A 13700-nucleotide genomic window follows, 5' to 3' on the forward strand; every position below is an offset into this window, starting at 1 on the left:
GGTCAAGCCGAGACAGTTCCAGTGGATCGGTTGCGTTTGAATCTATGCGCTGACCATCGATCGCGCCATTGCAACGATGCAAACATCCGCGTGCAAATGGCGCCGCCGCATCTCAAATCTGCTTTTTCCTGGCGAAGCGCGGTGCTCCGGTGGTTGTGACGCTTAGACGATAGTTCAGGCTTGAATGCATTTAGGGCTCCCTTATGGTGCGCGCCCAATGGCGACACCAAAATCAGATCGCCTCATGTGCCAAAGCGGGGACCGTCCCAGATGAACATTCTGCTCGCGCTCAGCCGAGCGATCGATGCCGTGAACATACGCATCGGTAAGACCGTTGCGTGGTTGATCCTGGTGGCCGTGCTGGTCTCTGCCTTGAATGCCATTATCCGCAAGGTCTTCGATCTCAGCTCCAATTCCTGGTTGGAATTGCAATGGGTGCTGTTTGCGGCGGTGTTCCTGCTGTGCGCGTCCTGGACTTTCATCGACAACGAGCACATCCGCATCGACATCATCAGTTCTCGCCTGCCCAAGCGCACGCGCGACGGCATCGATATTTTCGGCCATTTGTTTTTCCTGATGCCGTTCGCGATCGTCCTGCTGGTGACTTCGATCCCGTTCGCGCTCAATTCTTTCAACATCAACGAGCAGTCCTTGAACGCCGGCGGCTTGCCGCAATGGCCGGCCAAGGCGCTGGTGCCCATCGGTTTCTTTTTCCTGCTGCTGCAGGCGATCTCGGAACTGATCAAGCGGGTGGCGATCATCACCGGGCGCATGGAGGACCCGAACGAGAATGTGGGCGGTCATCTCGCGCTCGCGGCCGAGGCGGAGCGCTTGCTCGCCTCCGCGCCGCGCATCGATGCGCCGATCGACCCGGCCCAAAAGTCCTGAGCGGGAGAAAAAGAATGTCCGTATCCCGCACCCTCAAGTTGACTCTTGCCCTGGTCTGCGGCCTGGCGCTACTCGGCCTCTCCAGCGATTTCGCGCTTGCCGCCGAACCCGGCCTGCGGGGCTGGGTGACCCATAATATGGCGCCGATCATGTTCGGCGCCCTCGTGCTGTTCCTGCTGCTCGGCTATCCCGTCGCATTCGCGCTTGCCGCGAATGGGCTGATCTTCGGTCTGCTCGGCATCGAGCTTGGCCTGTTCCGGCCGGACTTCCTGCAAGCGCTGCCGGAGCGCGTCTATGGCACCATGAACAACGAGGTGCTGCTTGCGGTGCCGTTCTTCACCTTCATGGGGCTGGTGCTGGAACGCTCCGGCATGGCCGAGGATCTGCTCGATACCATCGGCCAGGTGTTCGGTTCGATCCGCGGCGGCCTCGCCTATGCGGTGATCTTCGTCGGCGCGCTGCTGGCGGCCACCACCGGCGTCGTCGCCGCCTCGGTGATCTCCATGGGCCTGATCTCGCTGCCGATCATGCTGCGCTACGGCTATGACCGGCGGGTTGCCTCCGGCGTCATCGCCGCGTCTGGCACTTTGGCGCAGATCATCCCGCCGTCGCTGGTGCTGATCGTGATGGCGGACCAGCTCAACCGCTCGGTCGGCGACATGTATACCGGCGCCTTCCTGCCGGGACTGATCCTCTCCTGCCTCTATGCCGGCTATATCTTCCTGGTTTCCACGCTGTTCCCGACCGCGACGCCCGGCCTGCCCCTGGAAGCGCAGAACCTGCGCGATCCCCAGCAGAAGATTGGCCCGTCCCGCATTCTCGGCGTGATTGCGGCGGCGGGCTTCGCGGTGCTGATCGCCACCGGCTCGCTGCCGGGCTTGACGGCTGGCTTTTTGCCCGGCGTAGCCGGTCAAGCGGTGTGGGGCATCGTCTGCTTCGTGCTGCTTTACTTTGTGATGACCGGCACCGCCCGGCTGCTGACGCCCTCGCTGTTCATCGCCCTGGCGATCTCGATTGCGGTCGCGATCTACATCATGCAGCAGGGCAGCGTGAAGTTCGGCGCCGATTATGTGGTGCTGACCATGTCCATGACGGTGGGCCTCGCCTTCGTCGTGGCGGTGATCAACCGCGTGCTGAAGCTCGGCCTTTTGTCCAAGCTTGCCGAGCAGGTCGTGTTCGTGATGGTGCCGCCGCTGGCGCTGATCTTCCTGGTGCTCGGCACCATCTTCATCGGCGTCGCAACCCCGACCGAAGGCGGCGCCATGGGCTCGGTGGGTGCGATCCTGCTGGCCACCGCGCGCGGGCGGTTGAAGTTCGACCTGCTGCGGCAGGCGACCTATTCCACCGCCAAGCTCTCCGCCTTCGTGCTGTTCATCCTGCTCGGTGCGCGCGTGTTCTCGCTCACCTTCTATGGCGTGGACGGGCATCGGTGGGTGGAGGAACTGCTCACCTCGTTGCCCGGCGGCCAGACCGGCTTCCTGATCGTCGTGAACTTGCTGGTGTTCGTGCTGGCCTTCTTCCTCGATTATTTCGAGTTGGCCTTCATCATCATCCCGCTGCTCGGACCCGTGGCGGACAAGCTTGGGATCGACCTGATCTGGTTCGGCGTCATCCTGGCGGTGAACATGCAGACCTCGTTCATGCATCCGCCCTTCGGCTTCGCCCTGTTCTTCCTGCGTTCGGTCGCGCCGAAAGTGCCTTATCTCGACCGCGTCACTGGCAAGCGCATGGAGCCGGTGACCACGGGGCAGATCTATTGGGGCGCGGTGCCGTTTGTGATCATCCAGCTCATCATGGTGTCTCTGGTGATCCTGTTCCCGCAGATGGTGACGCACTACAAATCGGGCGGAGTATCGCTAGATCAGAACCAGATCCAGCAGCAGTTCGACAGCATCTCGCCCAATATCGGCGATCCCCCGCCGCCGGTGCTCGATTTCGGCAAATAGCCGAAGGCGGTTTGCCAAAAGAAAAGAGCGCCAACTTTGGTTGGCGCTCTTTTTTTGTTTGTGGTCGGCTGGAGCCGGTTCGGCTCAGGCCGCCTTCTGCGCCTCGCGATCCACGATGGCGACGATGTCGGCCATGATGCGGTTCAGCTCGAAATTCTTCGGCGTATAGACCGCCGCCACGCCGAATGCCTTCAGCTGGATTTCGTCTTCCAGCGGAATGATGCCGCCGACCACCACGGGAACGTCGGTCAGCCCCTCCGCCCGCAGGCGGTCCATCACGTCGCGCACCAGCGGCACATGGGAGCCGGAGAGGATGGAGAGGCCGATGACATGGACACTCTCCTCCAGCGCCGCGTTCACGATCTCGGCCGGAGTCAGGCGAATGCCCTCATAGACCACTTCCATGCCGGCATCGCGGGCGCGCACCGCGATCTGTTCGGCGCCGTTGGAATGCCCATCGAGGCCGGGCTTGCCCACCAGGAACTTGATGCGGCGCCCGAGCTTGGCGGAAACCGCCTCGACGCTCTGGCGCACCTCGTCCAGGCCCTGGGTATCCACACGGGCGGCGCGGCCGACGCCGGTGGGCGCGCGATATTCGCCGAACACCTCGCGCAGGCAGGTGCCCCACTCGCCGGTGGTGATGCCGGCCTTGGCGCAGACGATGGACGGCTCCATGATGTTGCGGCCTTCCTGGGCGGCGCTGCGCAGGCCGGCGAGGGCCGCTTCCACCGCTGCGGGGTCGCGCGCCGCGCGCCAAGCCACGAGGCGCGCGATCTGCTCGGGCTCCACATGCTCCAGCACCGTGAGGATCGAGCCTTCGCCGGTGGTGAGGGGCGAAGGCTCGGTCTCGGTCCAGCGATTGACGCCGACCACAACCTGTTCGCCGCGCTCGATATTCTCCAGGCGGCGGGTGTTGGATTCCACCAGGGCCTGCTTCATGTAGCTGTTCTCGACCGCCGCGACGGCGCCGCCCATGGCCTCGATGCGCGCCAGTTCTTCCCGCGCCTCGTCCTTCAGGGCCTCCACCTTCTTGGCGATCTCGGTGGAACCGTCGAAGATATCGCCATAGTCCAGAAGGTCGGTTTCATAGGCGACCACCTGCTGCATGCGCAGCGACCATTGCTGATCGAACGAACGGGGCAGGCCCAGCGCCTCGTTCCAGGCCGGCAATTGCACCGCGCGGGCGCGCGCCTTCTTGGAGAGGGTGACCGCCAGCATTTCCAGCAGAATGCGGTAGACGTTGTTTTCGGGCTGCTGCTCGGTGAGCCCGAGGGAATTCACCTGCACGCCATAGCGGAACAGCTTCTGCTTGGGGTCGGTAATGCCGTAGCGATTGATGCAGATCTCGTCCCACAGATCGACGAACGCCCGCATCTTGCACATCTCGGTGATGAACCGCATGCCGGCATTCACGAAGAAAGAGATGCGCCCGACCACTTCGCCGAACACCGCGCCCTGCGCCTCGCCCGAATTCTTCACCGTATCGAGAATGGCGATCGCATTGGCGAGGGCGAAGGCCAGCTCCTGCACCGGCGTCGCCCCGGCTTCCTGCAGATGATAGGAGCACACATTCATGGGGTTCCAGCGCGGCAGGTGCTCGGTCGTGAAGACGATCACGTCCTTGGTGAGCCGCATGGAGGGCGCGGGCGGGAACACATAAGTGCCGCGCGAGAGATATTCCTTGATGATGTCGTTCTGCGTCGTGCCCTGGAGCAGCTTTCTGTCCGCGCCCTGCTCGTCGGCTGCGGCGATATAGAGCGCCAGCAGCCAGGGGGCGCAGGCGTTGATGGTCATGGAGGTGTTCATCTCGGCGAGCGGAATGTCCTGGAACAGGGTCCGCATGTCGCCGAGATGGGAGATCGGCACGCCCACTTTTCCCACTTCGCCGCGGGCGAGGGGATGGTCGCTGTCGTAGCCGGTCTGGGTCGGCAGGTCGAAGGCAACCGAAAGCCCGGTCTGGCCCTTGGCGAGGTTCGAGCGATAGAGCCGGTTTGAATCCGCAGCCGTGGAATGGCCCGCATAGGTCCGGAACAACCAAGGTTTATCGCGGCTGACCATGGTCACGTCCTTCTTCTCTACCCGGGAATTGCAATAATGTGCGCTGCAACGCGGCTGTCGTCGATTGGAAAATGCGCACCGCGGCAGGGAGGATGACGCCGCGGGATCGCGCGTTCAGCGCTTCACGAGGCTGATGATGAACAGGAGGATCACCGCGCCGATGGTCGCGCTGATGATCTGGCCGAGCAGGCCGCCGACGATGAACACGTTTCCGAACAGGAAACCGCCGATCAACGCGCCGACGATGCCGACGGCGATATTGCCGAGCAGGCCGAAGCCGACGCCGCGGAACAACTGGCCGGCGAGCCAGCCGGCAATTGCGCCGATGAGGAGCATTCCAATAAGGCCGATCATGGGGATCCTCGTAGCTTGCCGTTGGGTGCCGGCTCGCGCCGGACAGGGCGTTTCTGCATCAAAGGAGCCGGCCGGTCGAGTATGCGAAAGTCATTCGGGCTTGGAAACGACGGATTTGCGTGCGCTCCCCGACCAAAGTTGGGGGCGCGCCTGGCCGGGCCGACATGCAAGCTGATCGCGCGGCTCCGCCGGGGCCTTTTCAGGCCCTGCACCCGCCCGGTTGCAATCCGACCGGGGGAAAGCATAGACGCGTTATAAACGGGGCTCGCCAGGGGCATTTTCTCTGCTACGCTGCAACGCGAAACAAATGCGGGCGAAACGGCCCCGGAGGAAGGAAGGACGGGAGCTATGGGTCACACAGCAGTCGCCAGCACGCCACAGGGCGCCGCTCTGAAAGATCTGTACGAACTGGGTGAGATCCCGCCCCTGGGCCATGTGCCCGCCAATATGTATGCCTGGGCGATCCGCCGTGATCGCCACGGTCCGCCGGAGGACTCGTTCCAGGTCGAGGTTGTGCCCACCTGGACCCTCGGCGAGACCGATGTGCTCGTGCTCGTGATGGCGGCCGGCGTCAATTACAACGGCATCTGGGCCGGCCTCGGCGAGCCCATTTCCGTGTTCGACGTGCACAAGCAGCCCTATCATATCGCCGGCTCCGATGCCTCGGGCGTCGTCTGGGCCGTGGGCTCGAAGGTGAAGCGCTGGAAGGTCGGCGACGAAGTCGTGGTTCATTGCAACCAGGACGATGGGGACGACGAGGAATGCAACGGCGGCGATCCGATGTTCTCGCCCTCGCAGCGCATCTGGGGCTATGAGACGCCGGACGGCTCCTTCGCCCAATTCTGTCGCGTGCAGGCGCGCCAGCTCATGCCGCGGCCGCTTCACCTGACCTGGGAAGAATCCGCCTGCTATACGCTGACCATGGCGACCGCCTATCGCATGCTGTTCGGTCACCCCCCGCATGCCGTGAAGCCGGGCGATTATGTGCTGGTGTGGGGCGCCTCGGGCGGCCTCGGCGTGTTCGGCGTCCAGCTTGCCGCCGCCTCCGGGGCCCATGTCATCGGTGTCATCTCGGACGAGACCAAGCGGGACTATGTGCTCGGCCTCGGCGCCAAGGGCGTGCTGAACCGCAAGGATTTCAAGTGCTGGGGGCAGCTGCCCAAGGTCAATTCGCCCGAATACACGGAATGGACCAAGGAAGCCCGCAAGTTCGGCAAGGCGATCTGGGACATCACCGGCAAGCGCGACGTGGACATCGTGTTCGAGCATCCGGGCGAGCAGACCTTCCCGGTCTCCACCTTGGTGGCGAAGCGCGGTGGCATGATCGTGTTCTGCGCCGGCACCACCGGCTTCAACATCACCTTCGACGCGCGCTATGTGTGGATGCGCCAGAAGCGCATCCAGGGCTCGCATTTCGCCCATCTCAAGCAGGCGTCCGCCGCCAACCAGTTCATCATCGACCGGCGCGTCGATCCCTGCATGTCGGAAGTCTTCCCCTGGGATCGCATTCCCATGGCGCACACCAAGATGTGGAAGAACCAGCACGCGCCCGGCAACATGGCGGTGCTGGTGAACGCCCCGCGCACCGGCCTGCGCAGCTTCGAGGACGTGCTGGAGGCGACCTCCGCCGGTTGAGCTTCAAGGACGCGGGTCGCTTTGGCGGGCCCGCGTCCAAGCTTTTGCTTCCGTGCCGGGCAGCGGACCTCTACACCAGCGCATGATCCCCACACCTGAAACGCCTCCGTTCGTCGTCGAAAGGCCGCCCGTCCAGGCGCCCGCCGCTCATATCGCCGTAATCGGCGCCGGTCCGGCCGGGCTGATGGCCGCCGACCGCCTCGCCGGCCTCGGCTTCCGCGTGACCCTGTTCGAGAAGATGCCTTCGCCGGCGCGCAAATTCCTCATGGCGGGGCGCGGCGGGCTGAACCTCACCCATAGCGAGCCGCTGGAACATTTCCTTTCCCGCTACGGTCGCGCGGCGCCGCTGCTCGACGCGGCGATCCGCGCCTTTCCCCCCGAGGCGCTTCGGGCGTTCGCGCTCGAATTGGGGGAACCCACCTTCATCGGCAGCAGCGGCCGTGTGTTTCCCGAAAGCTTCAAGACCTCCCCCCTGCTGCGGGCCTGGCTGCGGCGGCTTGGTGTGCTCGGCGTGGAATTGCGCACGCGGCACGAATGGCGCGGCTGGGCGGCGTCGGGCGCTTTGACATTCGAGACGCCGGAGGGGCCGAGGGAGGTTGCCGCCGATGCGACACTGCTGGCGCTCGGCGGGGCCTCCTGGCCGCGCCTTGGCGGCAATGGAGACTGGGCGGGGCTGCTCGCCGGGCGGGGAACGCAGATCATTCCCTTTGCACCCGCCAACATGGGCCTTGAGATCGCCTGGTCTGCCCCGTTCCGCGACCGCTTCGCCGGCGAGCCACTGAAGCGCATCGCGCTCTCCTGTGCCGGCGCGGGCCCGGTGCGCGGCGAGGCCGTGGTCACGATGCGCGGGTTGGAGGGCGGCGCGGTCTATGCCTTGTCCGGCGCCGTGCGCGAGCGCATCGCCGCCGAGGGCACGGCCCATTTGCGGCTCGACCTGCGCCCGGATTTCGATCAGGAGCTGATCGCCCGCCGGCTCGCGACCGGCCCGGTCAAGCAGTCGCTCTCCAATCGCCTGCGCAAGGCGGTGGGGTTGCCGCCGGTGGCGGTGGGCCTGCTGCGCGAGGCTGCGGGCGTTGCCCTGCCGACCGATCCGGCGGCCCTGGCCCGGCTGATCAAGGCCGCGCCCATCAAGGTGCACGCGGTGGCGGGGCTCGATCGCGCGATCTCCAGCGCCGGCGGCGTGCCGTTCGAGGCGCTGGACGCGCATTTCATGCTGCGCGCCTCTCCGGGCACGTTCGCCTGTGGGGAAATGCTGGATTGGGAAGCGCCGACCGGCGGTTATCTTCTGCAAGCCAGCTTTGCCACCGGACGGGCGGCGGCGGATGGAATCGCGGCTTATCTCGCCGAACAGGCTCAGCCGGTAAAACCGCCCGCGGCCAGATAGGCCTGCTCCTGCGGTGTCATGTCCCGGCCCAGGATGGGATTGCGGTGGGGAAAGCGGCCGAATCTTTCGATGATGTCGCGATGGAGGAGGGCGTATTTCAGCTCCGCCTCCGCGCCGAGCTTTTCATAAAGCGCCACGCACCGCTGTTGCACGCGCAGGTCTTCCGCGTGCATGAGGGGCAGGTAGAAGAAGCCCCGCAGCTTGGGTTCGAAATGCGCATCGAACCCGTGCCCCAGTGCACGGTTTGCCACGGCCAAGGCGGCTGGATCGGTGGCGAAGGCGCGCGGCGTGCCCCGGAATATGTTGCGCGGCACCTGGTCCAGCAACAAGATGAGCGCGAGCGTCCCCTCCGGCGTGGTCTCATAATCGGGCAGCACCGTCGCCCCCGCACCGCGTGCGACCGCATCCTCATGGGCCGGCAGGAGGCGCGCGCGCACATCGGCGTCGAATGCGGGATCGGCGGCAAACCAGCGCTCGTATCCGGCCGCCCGCCAGAAGGTGACGATGTCGGAGGGCGTGGGGATCGATGCCGTCATGCGCTTCTCATCCCGGCCGGGGCGAGCGGATTGTCGGTGAGGGCGGCGCGGTCGGGTGTATCCACCTGCGGCACGCCGAGGAAGGCCGAAAACAGGCGCTGCACCACCGCCGGGTCGAGATCGCGCACGATCATCACCAGACGCGTGCGATGGTCGTCGTCGGGCCAGGCGGGCAGGCGGGTCGGCGGATGCATCACGTGCTGCACGCCATGCAGCACGATGGGCGCATCCGGATCTTCCGCCAGCTTCACGATGCCTTTCAGGCGCAGCAGGTTGGAGCCGTGGGTCGCGCGCAGCAATTCCAGGAACAGGTCGAGCGTCGAGGCCGAGATGGCGGCGTCCGTCGCTAAGGTGAAGGCCTTGATGCGCGCGTCGTGCCGGTTCGGATCGTGCAGCGCGCCCGGTGTGTCCTGCGCGGCAGCGATGCGCTCCTCGGCCAGCCAGCGTGCGACATCGGGTGTTTTGCGGCCGGGATCGTAGAGCCCAGCCCGCAGCAAGGCGTCTCCGGTGGCCTCGCCCTTTGCCGCATCGAGGATTGGCGCACCCGGCGCCAGCCGATGCAGCCGCGCAGAGAGCCGCGCCAGCGCCGCCTGCTGGGTATCGCTCATCATGAGGTCGGTCTTGGTGAGCACCAGACGATCGGCCACCGCCACCTGCTTCACCGATTCGGCCTGCGCATCGAGCGTGTCATTGCCGTTGACGGCATCCACCACCGTCACCACCCCGTCGAGGCGGTAGCGCAGCACGAGATAGGGGTGGGTCATCAGCGTAAACAGGATCGGCGCGGGATCGGCGAGGCCGGTGGTTTCGATCAGCACCCGGGAAAAGGGCGGCAGGCGATTGTTGTCGCGCCCGCGCAGAAGGTCCTCAAGCGCGGTCACGAGGTCGCCGCGCACGGTGCAGCACACGCAGCCGCTGGCCAGCAGCACCACGCCTTCGGAGACCTCGCGCACGAACAGATGATCGAGCCCGATCTCGCCGAATTCATTGATCAGGACTGCGGTGTCCGCGAGCGCGGGATCGGCCAGCAGGGCATTGAGCAAGGTGGTCTTGCCCGCGCCGAGGAAGCCGGTGAGGACGGTGACCGGGATCGGCTCCGGTGGGCCGGCGCGCTTGGCGGCGGGGAACGCGGCCGGATCCGCATCGGTGGGCGAGGACGTCATGTGATTGATCCGCGAAAGAGCGGCAGAGACGGCCCTGCCGCGTCCTGCCTATAGGGCAGAGCCAGAGCAGCGCCAAGCAGCCGCATGTTCGAAGGTGCCGCGCGCGTCGGGTGGCCGGCTCCCGCGTGCCACAAGCCTCAACCGGCCGACACCGGGCAGACCGTCCTCGCCAAGGCGACAGTGCCTGACGAGGCGTCCCGCATCCGATGGCCCGCCAGATTTCCTATGTCTTAAGTGGGTGCGAGATGCGCTGGCGCAAGGAGTGGTGCGCCGTGCCGGTGGCCGCCTCAAGCTCCGGGCTTGGAAGGCGCCGCTGGCGCGGGCCCGAAGGTGAGGGGATCGCCGCCGTCGTCCTTCGCGGGCTTGGCCGGCTTGGGCTTTGGCTTGGGAGCGGGCTCGGTGGACGCCGAGGCGCTAGCGGCGGGCTTCTTGGCGGGCGTCGGCGAAGGGGACGCAGCGTTCGTGTTCGCTTCCTTGTTCCCCTGCGACTTCGACTTGGGCTTGGCAGCCTCCGCGTTCGAGGCGTCGGGCTTCGCCGCGGCATTCCTGGGCTTGGCGGCGGGCGCCTGCGGGTCCGCATTGGCGGTGGCGGCCGGCTTCTTCTTCTTCGGAGCCGGCTTTTCGTCCGGCGCCATGGCGGATTCAGGGGACATCGGCGCGTTGCGCGGGCCGACGAAAACCGGGAGCGGCGGCATGGAAGGCGGCAGGTTTTGCAGCAACGCTGCGCCCTCGCCCTTGCTGAATCCGGCGGCGACCGCCGCCGAAACGGCATAGGAATTCGCGCCCTCGCCCTGGCCGGCGAACAGGTTGTCGTCCTCGTTCTCGGCCGCGGCCACGGCGCGCTTGCGGCCGCAGATCTGGGGCGACATGTCGGTGGGGGCGCCGCCCGTGTCTGCGACGGTATCGAGCGTGGGAGCGGCCGAGCCGAAGATCGACCACGACGGCTGGAAGCCCTTTTCGAACAGAAGCGCCGCCTGCTCGGTGCGCACGACGGCGGAAGGCGCGCCGAGAATGACCGCGATCAGGCGCTTGTTGCCGCGCGTGGCGGTGGCCACCAGATTGAACCCCGAGGCGCAGATGAAGCCTGTCTTCATGCCGTCGGCGCCGGGATAGCGGTCGATCAGGCGATTGTAATTGCGCAGCACCCGCTTGCCGATCTTGATGGCGGGGATGCGGAACAGCATTTCGTGTTCGGGAAAATGATAGATCAGCGCGCGCGCCAGCACCGCGAGGTCGCGCGCGGTGGTGAACTGGTCGCTATTGGGCAGGCCGTTGGGATTCTCGAAATGGCTGCCAGCCATCCCAAGGCGGGCGGCGGTGTCGTTCATTTCGGCAACGAAGGACGGCACGCTGCCGCCGACCCCTTCGGCGATCACCACGGCCATGTCATTGGCCGATTTGACCAGAAGCATCTTCAGCGCATTGTCGAGCGTCACCTGCGTGCCCGGCGCAAATCCCATCTTGGTGGGCTGCATGGATGCCGCGTAAGGCGAGACGGTCATCAGCGTGTCGGGGGTGATCCTCCCCTCGCGCATGGCATTGAGGGCCACATACACCGTCATCAGCTTGGTGACCGAGGCGGGATACCAGGGCTTGCCGGCTTCCTGCTGTTCCAGAACCTTGCCCGTGTCCGCTTCCACCAGAAGGATCGGGGTGGCGTGGCCTGCGGTCGCGAGCGCGCCGAGCGCGGCGATCGCGAGGGTCAGGCGGCGCAGAGCGCCGCACGCGGACAGACAGGACAAGCCCGGCAAAGTTGGCTCCGTAGCTGGAAAGACCCCCGTGGCCTTGCTTTCCTTAGCTGTTTTCGCGCCGGCCGGAAAGACGAAACCGGCACGCGCGGCCCAGCCATGCAAGCTTGAGCCTGGATATTGGTCATCGAACCCTTGCACGCCGTGCAGAAGCGTTGCGGCGCCGCGCCGCCGTTCCGCTCACGTTTCCGCGAGCGGTCGTGTCACATGGGTTCCGTCATCCAGGTATTGAGCGCGGGCCAACTCGGCGAACCGCCCCCCGAGGCGCATCAATTGCTCGAACGTCCCGGCCTCGATGATCCGGCCATCGGCAAACACCAGGATGCGGTCGGCATTGCGCACCGTGGCGAGGCGGTGGGCGATGACGAATGTGGTTCGTCCCCGCATGACCTCGTCCAGCGCCGCCTGGACCTTGGCCTCGGTCGTGGCGTCGAGGGCGCTGGTGGCCTCGTCGAGAATCAGGATCGGCGGGTCCTTCAACAATGCGCGGGCGATCGAGAGGCGTTGGCGTTCGCCGCCGGACAGGCCGCGGCCCCGCTCGCCCACCAGTGCGCGCAATCCCTCGGGATTGCGCTCCACCAATTCCAGCGCCTGGGCGCGGGACAAGGCGAGGCGCATCTCCTCCGCCGTCGCGTTGGGCTTGCCGACCCGCAGATTGTCCTCGATGGAACGGTTGAACAGCATGGCCTCTTGAAACACCACGCCGATCTGCCGCCGCAGGGAGGGGAGTGTGACGTCGCGGATGTCGGTTCCGTCCACCAGGATCCGGCCGGACTGGGGATCGAACACCCGGTGCAGGAGCGCGAGGGCGGTGGACTTGCCGGCGCCGGTCGCGCCGACCAGAGCGACGGTCTCACCCGGCGCGGCATGCAGGCTCACGTCGCGCAGGGCGGTGCGCTTGCCGTCATAGGAGAACGACACGTCCTCAAACCGGACGTCGCCCTTCACCGCCGCGAGATCCTGCGCGCCCGGGCGGTCGTGCACCGCGCCCACCGTGTCGAGCACCTCGAAGAACTGGCTGAGGCCCGGCGCGCTCATGACCAGGTGGTTCACGAAGCTCACCGTATGGTCGAGTCGGCCGATGAGCATGGTGGCGAAGCCAACAAAGGTCACGATGTCGCCGATTTCGGCCAGCCCGTGGGTGTAGAGCCAGGTGCCGATGAGCAATATGGCGAGAATGGTGAGGGTGGTTGCGGCCTTGGTGGCCATGGAGACCAACGCCCACCAGGAGAGCACGGGCATCTGCGCCGCCAGCAACTGGCTCGCCGTGGCCCGCAGGCCGCTCACCTCCGCCTCGATGCGGGTGTAGCTTTGCACCACCGCCACATTGCCGAGCGCGTCTGTGGCGAGCTCGGCGAGACTGGAATTATGCTCTTCCACCTCCTGCTGCATCGCCTGGGTGCGGTTCAGCACATAGGTGGTGACAAGGCCGAAAACGACGATCAGGACGATCAGAACCAGGCCGAGGCGCCAGTTGATGTAGATGCCCACCGGCACCAGCACCAGCAGGGAGACGATCGCCGCGCAATCCTCGCGGAAGAAGGAAAGCCACGTGCTCCAGAGCGAGTCCGTGCCCTGGAGCATCACCTTCAGCAGCCGCCCGGAATGGGTCTCCCCATGGAACGACAGGGGCAGTTGAAGGACGTGCTCGAAATATTCCGTCAACACGCCCAGCCGGCGGCGATGGGCGAGGCGGTCGGCATGGAGCGAGATCAGCACGCCGGCGACAATGTTGAAGAGGCCAAAGGCCACCCAGGCAGCGAGCAGGGGCGTGAGCGTGGTCGTGAGCGGCGCCTGCCCCTCGCGCTGCGAGCCGGCGAGCGCCTCGATGATTCGACCGAACAGGATTGGTTCAGCAAACTGGGCCATGGCGAGGGCGACGTTGCCGATGGCGAGGGCAACGCCCACCTTCGCCAGCGGGCCCAGCATTCCGAGGGCCCTCGCATAGATGCGCAGCAATTGCATGTGTCCCTCCCGGATCGCGCCGC

10 protein-coding genes are annotated in these 13700 nt (G+C 65.9%); 4 read left to right on the top strand and 6 right to left on the bottom strand.

The window, feature by feature from the left end; all coding sequences use genetic code 11:
* The first annotated feature begins 270 nt into the window (after positions 1-270).
* Entirely contained in the window at positions 271-888 is a 618-nt protein-coding gene (locus V5F77_RS12390; RefSeq protein WP_429005661.1) for a TRAP transporter small permease subunit, read from the top strand.
* A 137-nt stretch (positions 889-1025) separates the two neighbouring features.
* The gene (locus V5F77_RS12395; protein ID WP_429005728.1) at positions 1026-2834 is read left to right on the top strand and encodes a TRAP transporter large permease; all 1809 of its coding nucleotides are present in this window, start codon (positions 1026-1028) and stop codon (positions 2832-2834) included.
* Positions 2835-2918: 84 nt separating this feature from the next.
* On the opposite strand, the gene V5F77_RS12400 is transcribed toward V5F77_RS12395, so the two are convergent.
* Together V5F77_RS12400 and V5F77_RS12405 are read right to left on the bottom strand one after the other, a co-directional pair.
* Complete coding sequence (locus V5F77_RS12400; RefSeq protein WP_429005729.1) at positions 2919-4892, bottom strand: methylmalonyl-CoA mutase family protein; 1974 nt, start codon at positions 4890-4892, stop codon at positions 2919-2921.
* 114 nt (positions 4893-5006) lie between these two features.
* Positions 5007-5246, bottom strand: coding sequence for a GlsB/YeaQ/YmgE family stress response membrane protein (locus V5F77_RS12405; protein WP_429005662.1), 240 nt, complete (start codon positions 5244-5246; stop codon positions 5007-5009).
* Positions 5247-5594: 348 nt separating this feature from the next.
* On the opposite strand from V5F77_RS12405, the gene ccrA reads away from it, so the two are divergent.
* Positions 5595-6881, top strand: coding sequence for a crotonyl-CoA carboxylase/reductase (gene ccrA / locus V5F77_RS12410; RefSeq protein ID WP_429005663.1), 1287 nt, complete (start codon positions 5595-5597; stop codon positions 6879-6881).
* Positions 6882-6963: 82 nt separating this feature from the next.
* On the top strand, positions 6964-8265 hold the full coding sequence (locus V5F77_RS12415) for a BaiN/RdsA family NAD(P)/FAD-dependent oxidoreductase (RefSeq protein ID WP_429005664.1): 1302 nt from the start codon (positions 6964-6966) through the stop codon (positions 8263-8265).
* Here V5F77_RS12415 and V5F77_RS12420 read toward each other — a convergent pair.
* The 4 genes from V5F77_RS12420 to V5F77_RS12435 form a co-directional block, all read right to left on the bottom strand.
* On the bottom strand, positions 8235-8801 hold the full coding sequence (locus V5F77_RS12420; RefSeq protein WP_429005665.1) for a DUF924 family protein: 567 nt from the start codon (positions 8799-8801) through the stop codon (positions 8235-8237). The two genes, V5F77_RS12415 and V5F77_RS12420, sit on opposite strands and share 31 nt — an antisense overlap.
* Entirely contained in the window at positions 8798-9964 is a 1167-nt protein-coding gene (locus V5F77_RS12425; protein WP_429005666.1) for a CobW family GTP-binding protein, read from the bottom strand. The genes V5F77_RS12420 and V5F77_RS12425 overlap by 4 nt, the downstream gene beginning before the upstream one ends.
* 287 nt (positions 9965-10251) lie before the next feature.
* Positions 10252-11715, bottom strand: a complete 1464-nt coding sequence (locus tag V5F77_RS12430; RefSeq protein ID WP_429005667.1) for a D-alanyl-D-alanine carboxypeptidase family protein — start codon at positions 11713-11715, stop codon at positions 10252-10254.
* A gap of 177 nt (positions 11716-11892) precedes the next feature.
* On the bottom strand, positions 11893-13677 hold the full coding sequence (locus V5F77_RS12435) for a glucan ABC transporter ATP-binding protein/ permease (protein WP_429005668.1): 1785 nt from the start codon (positions 13675-13677) through the stop codon (positions 11893-11895).
* Positions 13678-13700 lie beyond the last annotated feature (23 nt).

Source organism: Roseixanthobacter psychrophilus (assembly GCF_043195195.1).
Lineage (GTDB): Bacteria > Pseudomonadota > Alphaproteobacteria > Rhizobiales > Xanthobacteraceae > NCEH01.